Annotated in this window: 18 protein-coding genes; 6 read left to right on the forward strand and 12 right to left on the reverse strand. The window is 69.6% G+C overall.

All coding sequences use genetic code 11. From position 1 onward, the window contains the following. Positions 1-49 precede the first annotated feature (49 nt). From ettA to MB1_RS05855, 3 genes are all read right to left on the reverse strand, one after another. Positions 50-1723: an energy-dependent translational throttle protein EttA gene (gene ettA, locus MB1_RS05845; protein WP_066904713.1), complete on the reverse strand. Its 1674-nt coding sequence runs from the start codon at positions 1721-1723 to the stop codon at positions 50-52. A gap of 91 nt (positions 1724-1814) precedes the next feature. Beyond that, a complete protein-coding gene (locus tag MB1_RS05850; protein ID WP_084350978.1) occupies positions 1815-2240 on the reverse strand; it encodes a single-stranded DNA-binding protein in 426 nt (141 codons plus the stop codon). Positions 2241-2401: 161 nt separating this feature from the next. Further along, on the reverse strand, positions 2402-3100 hold the full coding sequence (locus tag MB1_RS05855) for a DUF305 domain-containing protein (RefSeq protein WP_084350980.1): 699 nt from the start codon (positions 3098-3100) through the stop codon (positions 2402-2404). Between the two features lie 275 nt (positions 3101-3375). On the opposite strand from MB1_RS05855, the gene MB1_RS05860 reads away from it, so the two are divergent. Then, positions 3376-3813 carry a hypothetical protein gene (locus MB1_RS05860; RefSeq protein ID WP_066904717.1) on the forward strand — a complete coding sequence of 146 codons (438 nt, stop codon included), beginning with the start codon at positions 3376-3378 and terminating at the stop codon, positions 3811-3813. A 22-nt stretch (positions 3814-3835) separates the two neighbouring features. Here MB1_RS05860 and MB1_RS05865 read toward each other — a convergent pair whose 3' ends face one another. The 4 genes from MB1_RS05865 to MB1_RS05880 are packed head-to-tail and all read right to left on the reverse strand — an operon-like array spanning position 3836 to position 7372. Further along, entirely contained in the window at positions 3836-4219 is a 384-nt protein-coding gene (locus tag MB1_RS05865) for a nuclear transport factor 2 family protein (protein WP_439646924.1), read from the reverse strand. Positions 4220-4266: 47 nt separating this feature from the next. Continuing rightward, positions 4267-4806 carry a P-loop nucleotide/nucleoside kinase family protein gene (locus tag MB1_RS05870; RefSeq protein WP_084350982.1) on the reverse strand — a complete coding sequence of 180 codons (540 nt, stop codon included), beginning with the start codon at positions 4804-4806 and terminating at the stop codon, positions 4267-4269. After that, positions 4803-5510 (reverse strand): CPBP family intramembrane glutamic endopeptidase, encoded by a 708-nt coding sequence (locus tag MB1_RS05875; protein ID WP_066904720.1) that lies wholly within the window; start codon positions 5508-5510, stop codon positions 4803-4805. Before MB1_RS05875 ends, MB1_RS05870 begins: the two co-directional genes overlap by 4 nt. Positions 5511-5557: 47 nt before the next feature. Then, positions 5558-7372: an ABC transporter ATP-binding protein gene (locus tag MB1_RS05880; protein ID WP_084350984.1), complete on the reverse strand. Its 1815-nt coding sequence runs from the start codon at positions 7370-7372 to the stop codon at positions 5558-5560. A 119-nt stretch (positions 7373-7491) separates the two neighbouring features. Between MB1_RS05880 and MB1_RS05885 the strand changes: the two genes are divergently transcribed. From MB1_RS05885 to MB1_RS05895, 3 genes are all read left to right on the forward strand, one after another. Continuing rightward, the gene (locus MB1_RS05885; RefSeq protein ID WP_084350986.1) at positions 7492-7992 is read left to right on the forward strand and encodes a MarR family winged helix-turn-helix transcriptional regulator; all 501 of its coding nucleotides are present in this window, start codon (positions 7492-7494) and stop codon (positions 7990-7992) included. A 169-nt stretch (positions 7993-8161) separates the two neighbouring features. Further along, positions 8162-9778 carry an FAD-dependent oxidoreductase gene (locus tag MB1_RS05890; RefSeq protein ID WP_066904721.1) on the forward strand — a complete coding sequence of 539 codons (1617 nt, stop codon included), beginning with the start codon at positions 8162-8164 and terminating at the stop codon, positions 9776-9778. After that, positions 9775-10104, forward strand: coding sequence for a 4Fe-4S dicluster domain-containing protein (locus tag MB1_RS05895; RefSeq protein WP_066905024.1), 330 nt, complete (start codon positions 9775-9777; stop codon positions 10102-10104). The genes MB1_RS05890 and MB1_RS05895 overlap by 4 nt, the downstream gene beginning before the upstream one ends. A gap of 76 nt (positions 10105-10180) precedes the next feature. Here the strand turns inward: MB1_RS05895 and MB1_RS05900 are convergent, their stop codons facing one another. The 4 genes from MB1_RS05900 to MB1_RS05915 form a co-directional block, all read right to left on the reverse strand. Next, positions 10181-11230: an ABC transporter substrate-binding protein gene (locus MB1_RS05900; RefSeq protein ID WP_066904723.1), complete on the reverse strand. Its 1050-nt coding sequence runs from the start codon at positions 11228-11230 to the stop codon at positions 10181-10183. Further along, entirely contained in the window at positions 11227-12018 is a 792-nt protein-coding gene (locus MB1_RS05905) for an ABC transporter ATP-binding protein (RefSeq protein ID WP_066904725.1), read from the reverse strand. Before MB1_RS05905 ends, MB1_RS05900 begins: the two co-directional genes overlap by 4 nt. Further along, a complete protein-coding gene (locus MB1_RS05910; RefSeq protein WP_066904727.1) occupies positions 12015-13019 on the reverse strand; it encodes a FecCD family ABC transporter permease in 1005 nt (334 codons plus the stop codon). The genes MB1_RS05905 and MB1_RS05910 overlap by 4 nt, the downstream gene beginning before the upstream one ends. A gap of 219 nt (positions 13020-13238) precedes the next feature. After that, positions 13239-13802, reverse strand: coding sequence for a CGNR zinc finger domain-containing protein (locus MB1_RS05915; RefSeq protein ID WP_066904729.1), 564 nt, complete (start codon positions 13800-13802; stop codon positions 13239-13241). Positions 13803-13955: 153 nt separating this feature from the next. Between MB1_RS05915 and MB1_RS05920 the strand changes: the two genes are divergently transcribed. Together MB1_RS05920 and MB1_RS05925 are read left to right on the forward strand one after the other, a co-directional pair. Continuing rightward, the gene (locus MB1_RS05920; RefSeq protein ID WP_084350988.1) at positions 13956-14456 is read left to right on the forward strand and encodes a VOC family protein; all 501 of its coding nucleotides are present in this window, start codon (positions 13956-13958) and stop codon (positions 14454-14456) included. Between the two features lie 2 nt (positions 14457-14458). Beyond that, on the forward strand, positions 14459-15355 hold the full coding sequence (locus MB1_RS05925; protein WP_066904731.1) for a pyridoxamine 5'-phosphate oxidase family protein: 897 nt from the start codon (positions 14459-14461) through the stop codon (positions 15353-15355). A gap of 19 nt (positions 15356-15374) precedes the next feature. Here MB1_RS05925 and MB1_RS05930 read toward each other — a convergent pair whose 3' ends face one another. Beyond that, positions 15375-17051 carry an ABC-F family ATP-binding cassette domain-containing protein gene (locus tag MB1_RS05930; protein ID WP_066904733.1) on the reverse strand — a complete coding sequence of 559 codons (1677 nt, stop codon included), beginning with the start codon at positions 17049-17051 and terminating at the stop codon, positions 15375-15377. Positions 17052-17089 lie beyond the last annotated feature (38 nt).

The following is a 17089-nucleotide window of genomic DNA, read 5'->3' on the forward strand; positions in this document are numbered from 1 at the left end:
CCGGAACGCATCCGAGCGGGGCTTGTTTCCGCAGCCTGTTCCGCAGTGTTCAGTCGCGGGTCAACTTGCGGTGGGTTACCCGATGCGGGCGAGCCGCATCCGCGCCCAGTCGCTCGATCTTGTTCTTCTCGTATCCCTCGAAATTGCCCTCGTACCAGAACCACGCACCCTCGGAGGTGTCGCCCTCCCACGCCAGGATGTGGGTACAGGTCCGGTCGAGGAACCACCGGTCGTGGGAGATGACCACGGCGCAGCCGGGGAAGACCTCGAGGGCGTTCTCCAGCGAACCGAGGGTCTCGACGTCGAGGTCGTTGGTCGGCTCGTCGAGCAGGATCAGGTTGCCGCCCTGCTTGAGGGTCAGCGCCAGGTTCAGGCGGTTCCGCTCACCACCGGAGAGCACCCCGGCCGGCTTCTGCTGGTCCGGCCCCTTGAAGCCGAAGGCGCTGACGTAGGCGCGCGACGGCACCTCGTTCTGCCCGACCTCGATGTAGTCGAGGCCGTCGGAGACGGTCTCCCACACGTTCTTCTTGGGGTCGATCCGCTCGCGCCCCTGGTCGACGTAGCTGAGCTTGACCGTCTCGCCGACCTTGACGGTGCCGGCGTCGGGCTTCTCGAGTCCGACGATCGTCTTGAACAGCGTCGACTTACCGACACCGTTCGGGCCGATCACCCCGACGATGCCGTTGCGCGGCAGGGTGAACGACAGGTCCTTGATCAGTACCCGGCCGTCGAAGCCCTTGTCGAGGTGGTCGACCTCGACCACGACGTTGCCCAGGCGCGGGCCGGTCGGGATCTGGATCTCCTCGAAGTCGAGCTTGCGGGTCTTCTCCGCCTCGGTGGCCATCTCCTCGTAGCGGTCGAGGCGGGCCTTGCTCTTGGCCTGGCGGGCCTTGGCGCCGGAGCGCACCCACTCGAGCTCCTGCTTGAGGCGCTTCTGCAGCTTCTGGTCCTTCTTGCCCTGGACCTCGAGCCGCTCGGCCTTCTTCTCCAGGTAGGTGGAGTAGTTGCCCTCGTACGGATAAAGCCGGCCGCGGTCGACCTCACAGATCCACTGCGCGACGTGATCGAGGAAGTACCGGTCGTGGGTGACCGCGAGCACGGCGCCCGGGTACGACGCGAGGAACTGCTCGAGCCACAGCACCGACTCGGCGTCGAGGTGGTTGGTCGGCTCGTCGAGCAGCAGCAGGTCGGGCTTGCTCAGCAGCAGCTTGCACAGCGCGACACGGCGCTGCTCGCCACCGGAGAGGTGGGTGACCTCCTCGTCGCCCGGCGGGCAACGCAGCGCGTCCATCGCCTGCTCGAGCTGGGAGTCGATCTCCCACGCGTCGGCGTGGTCGAGCTTCTCCTGCAGCTCGCCCATCTCCTCCATCAGCTCGTCGGAGTAGTCGGTGGCCATCAGCTCGGCGATCTCGTTGTACCGCTTGAGCTGGGTCATCGTTTCGCCGAGACCCTCCTCGACGTTCTCGCGAACCGTCTTGGTCGGGTCGAGCTTCGGTTCCTGCTCGAGGATGCCGACCGTGGCACCGGCGGCGAGGAACGCCTCTCCGTTACCGGGCTGATCGAGGCCGGCCATGATGCGCAGGATGCTCGACTTTCCCGCGCCGTTCGGACCGACAACGCCGATCTTGGCACCGGGATAGAAGCTCATGGTGACGTCGTCGAGAATGACCTTGTCACCGTGCGCCTTGCGCACCTTCTTCATCGTGTAAATGAACTCGGCCACGGATTCCTTCCCACGTAATGTGCTTGCGGTCGTCCCGACGGGAGGTGCGCGGCGACGATACGCGCGCCACGGACGGCCGGACCAGGCGATTTTAGCCCGCCGGGTCCTCGGCCCCCTCGACGGCCGCATCGACGGGGGCGGCGGCCTCCTCGGCGGCGGACCCCCGGTCCAGGTGGACGCGAACGCGAGCGACATCCGGTCCGACCGCATTTGCCCGCATCACCAGATCGCTGCGCCGTACCCCGTCCTTCGACATGTACTCGTCGGTGTGGATGCGGCCGTGCACGATCACCGGATCGCCCTTGTCGAGGATCCCGGCGACTCCGCCGACCAGGCGCCGGCGGCAGCCGACCGTCAGATAGAGCGTGTCGCCGTCGACCCATTCGCCGGAGCTGTCGGTACGGCGGACGTTGCCCGCCAACCGGAAGTTGAGGATCGGCTCGCCACCCTCGCCCATCGATCGAACAACCGGGCTGGTGACGATTGTTCCCACCACGGTCGCATAGGTCTCGTACATGGCACATCCTCCTGATCGCCGGCGTCCCACGGCTGTCGTGGGCGTCCGAGACCAGGCTGCGGTCCGACGGCCATCCCCGGGGCACCGATTTCGGACCCGGGGATAACGCGTTCGGGCTGTGGATGGCCGACTTGCGCAGGCGCTCGATCGGTGCTGTGCGGCTACTGCGGCAGGTTGGCGAGCAGCTCGCGCATCTGCGCGATCTCGGCGGTCTGGTCGGCGATGACCTTCTCCGACAGTTGCAGCGCGGCGGGGTTGAGCCCGTTGTCCAGGTGGTGTTGGGCCATCGTGACCGCGCCCTCGTGGTGGGCGATCATCTGCTCGAGGAAGAGGCGGGCTGCGGCCACGCCGTCGGCGGCACGCAGCTCGTCGAGGTCGGTAGCGCTCATCATTCCCATGCCGGGCGAGGTGGTGGTCGCGTCGCCGGTCGTGCCGTGGTCCATACCGTCGTGGTTCATCGTTCCCGCATCCGCGCCGGGGTCCTGGCCCCACGTCTGCAGCCAGGTGGTCATCTCCTGGATCTCGGGTTCCTGGGCGGCCTTGATGTTCTCGGCGAGGGTGGTGATCTGCGGGTCGATATCGGTCTTCGCCAGGATGATGTCCGACATCTCGACCGCCTGCTGGTGGTGGGCGATCATGCCGGTCGCATACATGACGTCCGCGTCGTTGAACTGCGACGACTGCGCATCGGTCGACTCCGCGGACGTCGCGTCGGTGGTACCGGTCCCCGCGGCGACGGCCGTGGTCGAGGTGGTGTCCGTCGACTCGGTCGCCCCGGAACAGCCGGCCAGTATCACCGCCGCGGCCGCCGCTGCGGCGATCGTGACCGTTGTCCTGCGTGCTCGCTGTGTTGTCCCCATAGCCTCGACCCTACATACCCCTACCCCGTATATGTATCCAAGGTTGCCCTCACCCCGAGTGCACACCACTTCCCCCGCCCGGCGGGTCGCCTAGTCTGACGTCGGGACCCAGACGCGTACGAAAGGGATCGGGGATGACAACACCGCCGCAGACGATCTGGATCATTCGGCACGGCGAGAAGCCGGAGGGAAGTATCGACGGCATCGACAGCGCCGGGCGGGTCAACAAGCACTCGCTGACCACCCGTGGGTGACAACGGGCGGGCGCTCTGGGCATGGTTTTCACCCGGCCGCCGAAGCCGGGCACCCCGCCGCTGTCGGAGCCGGACAGCCTGCTGTGCCCGACCTACGGCAGCGCGACCGATACCCAGATCCATCGGCCCTTCCAGACGCTGACCGGCCTGGCGGGGACCACGAATCAGAAGATCAAGACCCCGTTCTCGACCGGCCAGGAGAAGCAGCTTGGCGACGCGGTGGTGTCCGACTACTCCGGCACCGTCCTGATCTGCTGGGAGCACGACCACATCCCGGCGATCGCGCAGGCGCTGCCGACCACACCCGGGACGGTGCTGCCGGACGCCTGGCCGTCCGACCGGTACGACCTGATCTGGCAGTTCAGCCTGGACGGGCAGCGCTACAGCTTCGACATCCTCCCGCAGCACGCCCTCGGCGGCGACGGTCCGGCACCGGCGCTGCCCACCTCGGACCAGTAGACCGGGTGCCGGACGGGCGCGGTCACCCCTGCAGGAGCGCCGCCATCCGCGGCACAACCACCTGAATCCCCTTGATGGGACGCAACATCACCTTGAACGAGGTGATCCGGTCCGCGTCGTTCCAGTGGATCATGTCCACCCCGTTGACCTGCATACCGTCGACGGTGGTGACAAATTCGAGCACCGCGGACCGGTCGCCGAACCACTGCTCGACGTACCGGAAGTCGTCGCCGCCGAAGACCTCGATCGCCGCCGTGAGGTACCTCAGCGTCAACGCCTTGCCCTCCTGCGGGGAGAACACCACCGGGGAGACGAAGACCGCGTCGTCGGCGATCAGCGTGTCGAGGTCGTCGGCGCGGCGGTCGTGCAGGATGTCGATCCAACGCTGGATCACCGGCGGAGTCATGCGGGACAGTATCCCCCGAGTCATCCCCCCGAAGTCCTATATCCGTGTCATACCCCGGTGTCCTCCACCGAGGCGCGGATGGCCGCCACCAACGTGCCCACCGCCGTCTCGATGCCTGCGGAAGTGTCGACGCGCAGCACCGACAGCGCCCGCGGCTCGTACCGTCGCTGCACGACCTCGGCCCACGTCGGAACGGTCAATCCCTCGAGGTCGGAGACGCGTTCCTCGACGCGGCGGCGGTGCAGCGCCCGGTCGACGCAGGTCACCTCGACGTCGATGAGGTTCGCGTGCGCCGCGTCCGCGACCGCCGCCCAGGCCGTCCGGGTGATGCCCAGCGGATTGACGCTGTCCGCGACGACGTCGTGCCCGGCCCGCAGCAGATCGCCCGCGACCGCGTAGGCGACGCGGTATCCCGCATCGGGATTCGACTCCCAGCCGCCGGCCCGCTCGACGATGCCGGACGTGCTCAGCGCGGCTTCGATCGTGTCGATCCGCAGGTGCACCGCGCCGGTCTCCGCGCCCACCGCGCGGGCGATCGTCGTCTTGCCGACGCCGGGGAGCCCGGACAGCACGACCAGCGAGCTCACGATCCGGCGACGCCGTGGTAGATGATTCCGGCGCTGTTGTACACCACGTGCACCAGGATGCCGGGCCAGATGGAATCCGAAAAGCGCAGCAGCAGACCGGTGGCCAGTCCGATCACGAAGGCCAAGGGCATCACCGAATTGATGCCGTGGGCGACGGCGAAGATCGCCGCGCTGACCAGGACGCCGACCCACGGCCCCCACCGGAACAGGAAGTTCGCGAGGACCCCGCGGAAGAGCACCTCTTCACCGAACGGGGTCAGCAGGCCGCCGAGCGCGACCGCGACGATCAGGGACAGCGCCCCGGCGCTCGCGGCGTCGCGGTAGCCCTGCTGGACGCCCTCCGAGCCCGGGAAGAAGGGGTCGAAGACCGCCGACACAGGCCAGCTGAGCAGGAAGCAGGCAAAGCCGACGCCCGCGCCGAGCAGCAACCATCGCAGGTCGACGCGCCGGAACCCGAACGGGGCGAAGGCGCGCAGGCGCACGGCCACCGCCGCCAGGAACGCCAGCAGCGGGACCAGGCCGGAGATCAGGAAGTTGATGTGCCCCAACGAGACGGGGAAGTCCTCGGGCAACAGGACGGTGATCAGGCCCGCGGCAAGGTACAGCACGACCGCGACCACGATCGCGACACCCAGTTCGAGCCAACCGGGCCGAACGATGGTGTCCGGATCCCGGTCGGCCGACTGCTCATGCACACTGCTCATGCCGCGAAAACCTAGGCCGTGCCCCTGGGGCACGGTCAAGGGTCAGCTCAGGCGGAGACCAGAGCCCCGCTATCGGTGCTGGCCTCGAGCAGCCGCGCGTAGGCGCCGTCGGCTTCGACCAGCTGCTCGTGGCTGCCGATCTCGGCGATATGACCGTGATCGAGCACCAGGATGCGATCGGCATTTCGCACCGTCGAGAGCCGGTGGGCGACCACGATGGTGGTGCGCCCGGCCATCAGCGCGTCGAGCGCCTGCTGGACGGCGTGTTCGGTGCGGTTGTCGAGGGCGCTGGTCGCCTCGTCGAGCACCAGGACCGGCGGATTGCGCAGGACGGTGCGGGCGATCGCCAGGCGCTGCTTCTCGCCACCGGAGAACCGGTAGCCGCGCTCGCCGACCATCGTGTCGTAGCCGTCGTCCAATCCTTCGATGAAGTCGTGGATCTGCGCCACGCGGGCGGCTTCCTCGATCTCCTCGTCGGTGGCGTCGGGCTTGGCGAAGCGCAGGTTCTCGCGAATCGTCGCGTGGAAGAGGTAGGTCTCCTGGGAGACCACCCCGACGGTGTCCGCGACGGTCTGCAGGCTCAGCTCGCGCAGGTCGATGCCGTCGATGGTCACCGATCCCTCGGTCGGGTCGTACAACCGGGCGGCCAGGTAGCCGATCGTGGTCTTGCCGGCGCCGGTCGCACCGACGATCGCCAGGGTGTGCCCGGCGGGGATGGTCAGGTCGAGGTCGTCGAGAGCGGGGCGATCGGCGCCCGGGTAGCTGAATGCGACGTGGTTGAAGCCGACTTCGCGTCCGGCGGCCGGCGGCAACGCCTTGGCCTCGGCCGGGTCGTCGATGTCGATCGGCAGGTCGAGGTATTCGAAGACGCGGCCGAAGAGGGCCATCGAGCTCTGCACCTCGACGCCGACGCTCAGCAGCGACATCACCGGTCGGAAGAGCTGGGTCTGCAGGGTGGTCACGGCGACCAGAGTGCCGACGGTGACCGAATTGCCGTGGCCGATGGTGAATCCGGCGAACCAGTAGACCAGGGCGGGCATCGCGGCGAAGCTGATCGAGATCGTCGCCATCCGCCACTTTCCGGCCATCGTGGAGTCGAGTTCGGCCTTGGCGACCTCGCGGGAACGGTCGGCGAAACGGTCGATCAGCGCGCTCGACGCGCCGGCGGTCTTGCCGAGCAGGATGCCGCTGACCGACAGCGATTCCTCCACCTGCACCGACATCTGGCCGAGCAGCCGTTGCCGGCGACCGGTGATCTGGCGACGTTCGTCGCCGATACGGCGGGCGATGCGCACGAAGACCGGCAGGATCGCCAGGGAGAAGAGTGCGAGGCGCCAGTCGAGGACCAGCAGCGCGATCACGGTGGCGACGACGGTCGCGGCGTTCTGCGCGATCGTGGTGGCGGTATTGGTGACCACCGACTGCATGCCGCCGATGTCGTTGGCGATGCGCGACTGCACCTCACCGGTGCGGGTGCGCGCGAAGAAGGACAGCGACTGGCGCTGCAGGTGGCGGTAGACCCGCACGCGCAGGCCGTGCATGAGGTCCTGGCCGATCGTGTTCGACATCCAGGTCTGCACGACGCCGAGGCAGTTCGTGACGACGGCGATCGCGATCATGCCGCCGGCCAGGACCGTCACGAGACCGACGTTGGCCTCGGGGATCGCGTGGTCGAGCATGTCGCGCAGCAGCAGCGGCGAGCCGAGGGCGATGACCGCGGAGATCGCGATGATCAGGCAGACGACGGCGATGCGCGAGCGGTAGGGATGGAACAGGGCCAGGACACGGTGGAGCGGGGCCGGTGGGCCGTCCGGCCGATGAATGGATTCCCGACGTCCGGGTGATGTGGGTACCACTGTCATGGGCACCTCCTTATGAAGCTCGGGGGCCCGGTCTCTCGGGGCTGTGGTTCGAGGACCCGGCCGATATAGATGAGGTTACCTCACTATGAGGCCGACCGGTGTAACGCTAGACTTCGGCTGTGCATTCCCCCGACGCCGCACACGGTCCCGGACCTACCGGGACGCCCGACTCCGAGGCAGTCGACCTGGCCGACACGCTGCTGTCGGTGGCGTTGACCATCCGCCGCCGACACGCCGCGGCTCTCGAACCGCTCGGTCTGACGCCCTGGCACAGCCGGGCGCTGCGCACGATCGGGCGCTCGGACGAACCGCTGCGCCTCGGCGACCTCGCCGCACGATTGCGGATCGCGCCGCGGTCGACGACCGAGGTGGTCGACAGCCTCCAGGACGAGGGCCTGGTGCGCCGCACCCCCGATCCGGCCGATCGGCGGGCGACGCTGGTCGAGCTGACCGACGCCGGCCGCGACACCCTCGATGCGGTGGCCGCCGCCCAGGACGGCATCTCGAGCGAGATCTTCGGCCGCCTCGACCACGACGAGCGCGTCGAACTGCGCCGACTGCTCGATCGCGCCATCCCCGAAACCCAGCGCGTCCCCCGGCGGCGGCCCGCTCGATCGTGACCCCCGGCCGGCGGTTCGGCCGATCGTGACCTCAGGCCGGCGATTCGGCACAGGTATCCCAGACTCGCGATGATCCCAACCATGGTTCGGGTCCCACACGGGCACCTACCGTGACGATCGTCCGCTCGCTGCCGGGAATGGCCCGGGCCGGGGCGGGAGGAGGCCCGATATGGTCGACGATCCCACCCTGACCACCGATGTTCTGGTCATCGGCGGCGGACCCGCCGCGACGTGGGCGGCGTTGTACGCACGCGAGAACGGCGCCGAGGTGGTCCTGGTCGACAAGGGCTATTGCGGCACCTCGGGCGCGACCGCGCCGGCGGGCACCGGGGTCTGGTACGTCGCCCCCGATCCCGCGGCGCGGGAGGCGGCGAAGGCGAGCCGCGAACGTCCCGGCGGCAACCTCGCCGACCACAACTGGATGGACCGCGTCCTCGAGCGGACCTATCGCAATATGCACCGACTCGGCGACGAGGGTCGCTACCCGTACCCGGTCGATCCCGCGACCGGCGAGCCGATCCGCACCGGGGTCCAGGGACCCGAGTACATGCGGCGGATGCGCGCCTGGGTGCAGCGACGCGGGGTGCGCATCCTCGATCACTCCCCCGCGCTGGAGTTGCTGGTCGACACGCACGGCCGGGTGGCGGGCGCCGCCGGCTACCGCCGCCAGGAGGGTCGCGACTACCGCGTCCGGGCCGGTGCGGTGATTCTGGCGACCGGCGGCTGCGCCTTCCTGTCGCGGGCGTTGGGCACCAATGTCGACACCGGCGACGGCGCGTTGATGGCCGCCGAGGTCGGCGCGCACTTCTCCGGGATGGAGTTCTCCAACGCCTACGGGATCGCCCCCAAGGGCTCGACGATCACCAAGACCGCCTACTACGGCTACGCGAATTTCTACCGTGCCGACGGCTCGATCCTCGAGGGTGCGGGCTCGTTGGTCGGGCGTTCGGTGATCGCGAGGACCCTGCTGGACGAGAAGGTCTTCGCCCGGCTCGATCGCGCCGACGCGACGGTCGCCGCACAGATGCGCCTGGGGCAGCCGAACTTCTTCCTGCAGTTCGATCGACGCGGAATCGACCCGTTCACCGATCTGTTCGAGGTCGATCTGCTGGCCGAGGGCACGGTCCGCGGGACGGGCGGGATCGACCTTTTCGACGAGGATTGCCGCACCGGGGTGCCCGGTCTCTATGCGGCCGGCGACGCCGCCACCCGGGAGCGGATCTGCGGCGGATTCACCGGCGGCGGCAGCCACAATGCGGCCTGGGCGATGGCGTCCGGCAGCTTCGCCGGCGCCGCGGCCGCCCACGACGCGCTCGGTTCACGCATCCGGACGGCATCGAATCCGCGCGGCGCGGGGACGATCGCGATCGGGGTCCGGGCGCGGCCGGCGGGGACGCGGCCGGCGGAGGTGCTGGCGGCGGCGCAATCGCACCTGCTGCCCGTCGAGCGGAACTACCTGCGGTCGGGTGATCGCATGTCGGCGGCGCAGCGCGGGCTCGACGACGTGTGGGATGCGGTCTCGGACCCGGACTTCGGGGCCGGCGACGCGGCGGGCCGGGTCCGCGCCCGCGAGGTCGCGGCGATCACCGCCGTCGGCCGCTGGATGTACGCATCGGCGCTCGCGCGGACCGAGAGTCGCGGGATGAGCAAGCGCGAGGACTACCCGGACCTCGATCCGGCGCAGCGCGGACACGTTCTGACCGGGGGCCTCGACACGGTGTGGACGCGCCGAACGGCACCCTCCGATGCCTCGCGGGACCCGGGCATCGCGGCGCGCGTCGCATGATCGAGGTGGTGCTCGCCGATGCCTGCATCGGCTGCGACAAGTGTGTGCTCGCCTGCCCCACCAACGTCTTCGATCACGGCACCGACGGCATCCCGATCATCGCCCGCCAGTCGGACTGCCAGACCTGCTTCATGTGCGAGGCCTATTGCCCCGCCGACGCGCTCTACGTCAGTCCGGAATCGGGTCCGGATCCGCGGCCGCACCGCCGGCTCCCGACCGAGCAGATCGGGACCTACCGCGCACGGATCGGGTGGGGCAGGGGGCGCACACCCGGTTCGTCCGTCGCGATCGGCCCCGAACTGCCGACCGGTCGCCCGCGCGGTTGACCTCCGGCTCCCCGGCCGAGGGCCCGCATCCTCGGACGGTTGCGGGCCCTCGTCACGGTGGGGACGAACGGAACGATCAGGCGGGTACCGAGTCGTCGAACTTCGGAACGATGCCCGACTCGGGGACGAGCTGCCATTGCTCGAGCCGCGCTCGCACCTGCTCGGCGGCGTCGACATTGAGCGGCCCGGAGGTCCACAGCGCGTACGGCAGATTCAGGAAGCGTGAGTCGCGCACCGCCGGAAGGTCGGCAAAGCCGGGCCGAGTGCGCAGCAGCTCGATCTTCTCGGCGAAGGTCTGCGGCGGGTAGTCGACGAAGAGGAACGCGTCGGGGTTCGCCGCGGCGATCCGCTCCCAGGAGACCGCCACCCAGGTGTCGTCGATATCCGCCGTCGCGCTGACGGCGCCGGCTGCCTCGATGATCGCCTGTGGGGCACCGAACCGGCCGCTGGTGTAGACGGTGTCCGTCGCACTGTCGAACAGGAAGATCGTCGGCGGAGTCTGCGCCTGCGGCGCGGATTCGAGGGCTGCGAGCCGCTCGTCGACGTCGGCGATCACGTCCTGCGCGGTGTCGGCGCGGCCGGTGATCTCGCCGATATTGGTCAGGTCGGCGCGCAGTGCATCCCATGGCGGCACGGTGCCGCGGGCGCGCTCCCCGTCGGTCTGCCGGCAGCTCTCGGTGAGTGTGTAGGCGGGAATTCCGTCGGCGCGCAGGCTGTCCGGTGTGAGGTTCTTGTCCTCGGAGTAGCCGTAGTTCCAACCGGCGATCATCGTGTCGGGGTCCTGCGCCAGCACCGTCTCGCGCGACGGGTACTCCGGCGCCACCTGATTGAGCCCGTCGACCACATCCTGACCGTAATGGCGGGCCAACGTCTCGGCATCGCGCTGCATGCTCGACACCGCGACCACCTGATCCTGCGCGCCGAGCGCGAGGGCCATCGAGATCATGTTGCCGTCGTTGACGAAGAGGCGCTGGGCGGGCGAGGGGAATTCGAGGTCGGTATCGCAGTTGGTGATCGTGATCGTCTGCGCGTCGACCGCGGCGGTCTCGGAGCCGGACGAGCAGGCTGTGACGGTCGCGAGGACGACCGTCAGCAGCGCCGGCGCGGCGAGGGTGCTGCGTTTCATCGGTTGCCTTTCCTGGTGATGGGGGTGATGACGACGAGGTGCGGGGTACCCGTGGCGGGGTCGACCAGTTCGATCGCATGAACGTCGAAGACCTCGGCCAGGACGGGCGGACTGAGCGCTTCACCCGCAGGTGCGGGAGGTCGGGAGGTGCCGCCGGCGAGCACCACGATCCGGTCGCAGAAGCGCCGCGCGAGGGCGAGGTCGTGCAACGACACGACGACGGTGCGGGAGGTGGCGCGGATCAGTTCGAGCACCGCCATCGCGTGGGCGATGTCGAGATGGTTGGTCGGCTCGTCCAGCAGCAGCACCGCGGTGTCCTGGACGAGCGTGCGGGCCAGCAGGACCCGCCGCCGTTCGCCACCGGAGAGGGTGGTCACCGAGCGGAGGGCCGTCGCCTGCATCTCGACCATCGCCAATGCCCCGGCGATCGCGCGACGGTCGACCGGATCCGCCGAGCCGCCCCACGGCGGAAGGAACGGTGTGCGGCCCAGGGCGACAACCTGTTCCACGGTCAACTCCGCCTCCGGAACCTCCTCCTGGGCGAGCAAGGCCACCAACCGGGCGCGCCGCCGAGCTCCGACGGCGTGCACATCGACGTCGCCGACGTGAACCGTCCCCGCTGCGGGCGCGTCGAGACCGGCGATCGTCCGCAGCAATGTCGACTTGCCGACGCCGTTGGGCCCGACCAGGCCGAGAACCTCGCCGGGTTCGGCGACGAAGGACACCTCGTCGAGCAGCCGCCGCCGACCCGCGGTGCAGGAGAGCCCGGTAACGGTGAGCGTGGTCATGTCGTCCCGGCGAAGGAGTACCGGCGGCGGGACATCAGGATCAGGAAGACCGGCGCGCCGATGATGCCGGTCAGGACCGACACCGGGATCTCGACGGGCCGGGTCAGCACCCGGGTGCCCAGGTCGACCCACACCATGAACAGCGCGCCGGCCAGCATCGCGGCCGGCAGCAAGGCGCGGTGGCGGGGCCCGACCAGCAGGCGAGCGAGGTGCGGGACGACCAGACCGACGAAGCCGATTCCGCCGGACACCGCCACCAGCACCGAGACGACCAGCGCGAGCACGATCACCAGTGCCAGCCGCAACTGCGGGACCGGAACCCCGAGCGAGGCGGCGGTCGTCGGGCCGAGCATCAACGCGTCGAGCCAACCGGCGACGGCGAGCAGCGCGATCGCGCCGATGGCGACGACGATCGCCGGAGCGAGCAGTTTGGTTCGGTCGGCGCCCGCAAACGATCCGAGCAACCAGAACATCGCCGACTCCGCCGCCGACGGGTCTTTGCTGCGGAAGACCAGGAAGCTCGCGATCGAGGAGAAGGCGGCGGCGAGCACCGTCCCGGTCAGGATCAGCCGCAACGGCGTGATTCCGCCCGAGGCGAGCACGACGGTCAGGACGATCGCGCCCGCCGCCAGCGCCCCGAGCAGCGCGCCGCCGGACAGCGCCCAGGTCCCCGCGCCGGCGAGGAAACCGGTGGTCAATACGGCGACCGCGCCGACCGATGCGCCCGAGGAGATCCCCAACAGGTACGGATCGGCGAGCGGGTTGGTCACCAGGGTCTGCATCGCCGCGCCCGCGAGCGCGAGCCCGGCACCGACGATGATCGCCAGCAGGGTGCGCGGCATCCGCAACTCCCAGACGATCGTGTCGAGCCCGGGCGAGACGGCGGCGCCGGTGAAGCGAGCGGCCACGACATCGGCCACCGTGGCGAGCGGCAGCGGTTCGGCACCGAGCGTGACACCGATCAGCGCGCTCGGCACGAGTGCGGCGAGGAGCACCACCATCACGAGCGCCGAGCGCGTGGTACGGGCAGCCGTCACCGACAACTCCTCTGGGCAACTCGCGGCCCGGTGGGTGGATGTCACGACGGGTGAGGTCTGGCTCCCGGCCCGCACGGGCCGGTCACAGTGGCGCGACCGCTCCGAATTTCCATCGGATTCCCGCACCGTCGTGTGTGTCGGCGTGGAGCGTAGCCCGGGCACATCCGAATGTCCCGTTCGGACTCAGTCGGCCTGCCGACGGTAGTGCCGCGCGGCCTTCGCCCGGTTGCCGCAGATGCTCATCGAGCACCACCGTCGATTCCCCGACTTGCTGGTGTCCAGGTACCACAGCACGCATTCCGGATGTTGGCACCGACGAATCCGGTCCGCGGAGCGATCGAGCAGGTCGAGGTAGGTGTCGGCAATCGTCCAGGGCACCTCCCAGCCCGGTTCCGCGACCACCGTCGACAACGATCGCCCGCCGGCGCCCGGCTGGGGGGCCTCGGCGAGCCGACGACGACGGTGCCCGCGCGCCAGGATCGCGTTGAATGCCGAACGCGCATCCACCGATGCCGGGTGCTCGGCGACCGCCTGAATCGCCTCGCGGGTCTCGCACAATCGCAGCCGCAACTCCTCGCCGGCGGCCGGTCGCTCCGCCGCGGGAATCGACGACGACGCCAACCAGATGGCGACACCGTCGACCGTCTCCAGCAAGTCCTGCAGCTCGCCGCGCTCGATCCAATGCGTATTGAGCAGATCGAGCGGTAGGGGTTCACCGAGCAGCGGACGCGGGTCGACCCGTCTCATCGCACTCTCCCTTTCCCGCTCGAAGCTTCGCTCCCATCATCGCGCGAGGCCGATTCCGTCTGCCCTCTTGACCCCTGCGCTCGATAACCTACAAACTCTCTTTAGACGGTTATATTCCGATCCGATAGCCGCCACCGACGACGGGAGTCCCCCATGTCCGCACCTGCCGATACCGGAGCGTCCGCAGCCCCGGCGGCGACCGCGCCGATCACCGCGGCCCGCACCGGTCACGTCGCCTTGAACGTCAGCGACCTGGCCCGCTCGTTGACCTTCTACCGCGACGTCTTCGGATTCGACGTGATCGCCGAGAGCGGCGATCCGGACCACCGATACGCCTTCCTCGGTCGCGACTCGGTCCTGGTCCTGACGCTCTGGCAGCAGAGTTCGGGCGACTTCGCGCCCGGCGCTCCGGGACTGCACCATCTGGCCTTCGACGTGCCGACCCCGCAGGACGTCGAGACCGCCGTCGAGCGTCTGCGCGCCCTCGGCGTCCCCCTGATCTACGACGAGGTGCTCCCCCACATGCCCGGCCTCGAATCGGGCGGCATCTTCTGCACCGATCCCGACGGATTGCGCATCGAGATCTGCACGGCGTCGGGCCTCGGGGATCGGGAGCCGCTCACCCACGGACAGCCCAGCTGCGGCTTCTTCTGACGATGAGCTATCACGCCGGGGAGCTGGAGGTGCAGGCCCGGACCGGCCGGTCCGCCGAGGCGACGCGGGTCGGGGCCTCGATCCGGTCGTTCGTGCCGCCGCGGCTGGCGCAGTTCCTCGGCACCCAGCCGTGGATCGTGCTCGGGGCGATCGACTCCGCCGGCCGGGTCCGGGCGAGCGTGCGCACCGGCCCGCCCGGGTTTCTCGCGGCCCCCGATCCGTCGACGGTGTCGATCTCGGGGTCGCCCCTGCCCGGCGATCCGCTGGCCGGCCTGCGGGCTCCGGCGCCGCTGGCGCTGCTGGCGATCGATCCGGGACGCCGCTTCCGGGCGCGGATCAACGGCACCCTGACCGACGATCACGACGGCGCCGGGCTTCCCGGTCTGACGCTGACCGTGGCGCAGGCCTACCCGAACTGCATGAAGTACATCCAGCGCCGACTACCGCTCGAGTCGGTCGATGTCGCGACGGCCGCGGCATCGGCCGGCGAGCAGCTGTCGGATATCGACGCCGCGACCGTGGCGTCGGCCGACACATTCTTCCTGGCATCGACCGCACCGGACGGCGCCGATGTCAGCCATCGCGGCGGCGCACCCGGATGTGTCGAGGTGATCGACGCGGCGACGCTGCGGTTCCCCGACTACGCGGGCAACTCGATGTTCAACACCCTGGGCAATATCGACCTCGACCCGCGCATCGGCCTGCTGATCCCCCGCTTCGACAGCGGAGACCTGCTGCACATCTCCGGTCGGGCGACGGTCGACTACGCCACGCCCGATCCCGGCCGACATCCCGGGGCCGAGCGGCTGGTCACCGTCCGGATCGAGGACGTCCTGCGTCGTCCGGGCGCGCTGCCGCTGCGATTCGGCCCGCCGGAGTTCTCCCGGTTTCTGCCGTAGTCCCGCACGGCGGGGTGAGCTACCGCGTGCGCTCGACGCGCCGCTCGTCCCATACCGGCTCGTCCGATTCGTAGACCGACCCGTCGGAGCCGTAGACCAGGAAGCGGTCGAAGCCGCGGGCGAACCAGCGGTCGTGGGTGACGGCGATGACCGTTCCCTCGAACCGCTGCAATCCCTCCTCCAGCGCTTCGGCCGATTGCACGTCGAGGTTGTCGGTCGGCTCGTCGAGCAGCAACAGCGTCGCTCCGGACAGCTCGAGCAGCAGCAACTGGAACCGCGCCTGCTGTCCACCCGACAGCGACTCGAAGCGTTGCTCGGCCGAGCCCGCCAACTCGTAGCGGTCCAATCGGCGGGCGGCCTGCTCGCGTCCCATCCCGCTGCGGTGCTCGTCGCCGTGATGCAGGATCTCGAGCAGGGTGCGGCCGATCAGTTCGGGATGCTCGTGGGTCTGGACGAACCAGCCGGGCCGCACCCGCGCGCCCAGGCGAGCGACGCCGGCGTGCCGCACCGGCTCGATCGGCACGTCCCCCACCGGTTGATGTTCGATGTCCGGGTCCGACCCGCCGGCGGCCAGCAGCCGCAGGAAGTGCGACTTGCCGGAGCCGTTGGAGCCGAGCACCGCGACCCGTTCGCCGAACCACACCTCGAGGTCGAACGGCTTCATCAATCCGCTCAGCTCGAGCTGCTCGCAGACCACGGCGCGCTTTGCGGTCCGCCCACCCGCCAGCCGCACGTTGACCTGCTGCTCGCGCGGGATCTGTTGCGGCGGGCCGATCTCCTCGAACTTGCGCAGCCGAGTCTGGGCGGCCTGATAGCGGGACGCGAGACCGTCGTTGTACGCGGCCTTCTGCTTGTACATCATCACCAGGTCGCGCAGCTTCTGATGCTCCTCGTCCCAGCGGCGACGCAGTTCCTCGAGGCGGGCGAAGCGGTCCGCGCGCGCCTCGTGGTAGGTCGCGAAGCCGCCGGGATGCACCCACGCGGTGTTGCCCGCGGCGCCGAGTTCGACGGTCACCACGCGGGTGGCGGTGTTTGCCAACAGCTCCCGATCGTGGCTGACGTACAGGATCGTCTTGGGCGTCGCGTTGATGCGCTCCTCGAGCCACAGCTTGCCCGGTACGTCGAGGAAGTTGTCGGGCTCGTCGAGCAGCAGGACCTGATCCGTCCCGCGCAGCAGCGACTCGAGCACCAGGCGCTTCTGTTCGCCACCCGACAGGGTCGACAGGTCGCGCCACCGGGCGCGGTCGAACGGGATGTCGAGGGCCTCGGTGCAGCAGGCGTCCCAGATCACCTCCGCGTCGTAGCCGCCCGCGTCCCCGTACTCGGCGAGCGCGTTGGCGTAGCGCATCTGGGTGGCGTCGTCGTCGTTGTCCATCAGTTCCAGTTCGACGGCGTCGACCGCTTCGGCCGCCGCCCGCACCCGCGGCGGCGCCACCGACAGCAGCAGATCGCGCACGGTCTGGGAGCCGGCGGCGACCATCTGCCGCATCACCCCGAGACCACCGGATCGCACCACGGTCCCGTCGTGCGGGGAGATCTCCCCGGTGACGATCCGCAGCAGGGTGGTCTTGCCGGCGCCGTTCGCCCCGACGAGCGCCACCTTCGCGCCCTCCCCCACCCGGAACGACACGTCGTCGAGCAGGACGCGGCCATCGGGCAGCTCGTAGCGAATGCCGGAGAGCTCCACGTGACCCATGGGTCACCAGTCTGGGGTAGCCGACGCCGGGGTTCAAT

Origin of the sequence: Millisia brevis NBRC 105863, assembly GCF_001552615.1 — a bacterium.
Classification (GTDB): Bacteria; Actinomycetota; Actinomycetes; order Mycobacteriales; family Mycobacteriaceae; genus Millisia; species Millisia brevis.

Excerpts from the sequence above, each read along its gene's own strand:
- MB1_RS05850 (WP_084350978.1), bottom strand. The coding sequence starts at position 2,240 with ATGTACGAGACCTATGCGACCGTGGTGGGAACAATCGTCACCAGCCCG.
- MB1_RS05855 (WP_084350980.1), bottom strand. The coding sequence starts at position 3,100 with ATGGGGACAACACAGCGAGCACGCAGGACAACGGTCACGATCGCCGCA.
- MB1_RS05860 (WP_066904717.1), top strand. The coding sequence starts at position 3,376 with ATGGTTTTCACCCGGCCGCCGAAGCCGGGCACCCCGCCGCTGTCGGAG.
- MB1_RS05865 (WP_439646924.1), bottom strand. The coding sequence starts at position 4,219 with ATGACTCCGCCGGTGATCCAGCGTTGGATCGACATCCTGCACGACCGC.
- MB1_RS05875 (WP_066904720.1), bottom strand. The coding sequence starts at position 5,510 with ATGAGCAGTGTGCATGAGCAGTCGGCCGACCGGGATCCGGACACCATC.
- MB1_RS05880 (WP_084350984.1), bottom strand. The coding sequence starts at position 7,372 with ATGACAGTGGTACCCACATCACCCGGACGTCGGGAATCCATTCATCGG.
- MB1_RS05890 (WP_066904721.1), top strand. The coding sequence starts at position 8,162 with ATGGTCGACGATCCCACCCTGACCACCGATGTTCTGGTCATCGGCGGC.
- MB1_RS05895 (WP_066905024.1), top strand. The coding sequence starts at position 9,775 with ATGATCGAGGTGGTGCTCGCCGATGCCTGCATCGGCTGCGACAAGTGT.
- MB1_RS05900 (WP_066904723.1), bottom strand. The coding sequence starts at position 11,230 with ATGAAACGCAGCACCCTCGCCGCGCCGGCGCTGCTGACGGTCGTCCTC.
- MB1_RS05905 (WP_066904725.1), bottom strand. The coding sequence starts at position 12,018 with ATGACCACGCTCACCGTTACCGGGCTCTCCTGCACCGCGGGTCGGCGG.
- MB1_RS05910 (WP_066904727.1), bottom strand. The coding sequence starts at position 13,019 with ATGGTGGTGCTCCTCGCCGCACTCGTGCCGAGCGCGCTGATCGGTGTC.
- MB1_RS05915 (WP_066904729.1), bottom strand. The coding sequence starts at position 13,802 with ATGAGACGGGTCGACCCGCGTCCGCTGCTCGGTGAACCCCTACCGCTC.
- MB1_RS05920 (WP_084350988.1), top strand. The coding sequence starts at position 13,956 with ATGTCCGCACCTGCCGATACCGGAGCGTCCGCAGCCCCGGCGGCGACC.
- MB1_RS05925 (WP_066904731.1), top strand. The coding sequence starts at position 14,459 with ATGAGCTATCACGCCGGGGAGCTGGAGGTGCAGGCCCGGACCGGCCGG.
- MB1_RS05930 (WP_066904733.1), bottom strand. The coding sequence starts at position 17,051 with ATGGGTCACGTGGAGCTCTCCGGCATTCGCTACGAGCTGCCCGATGGC.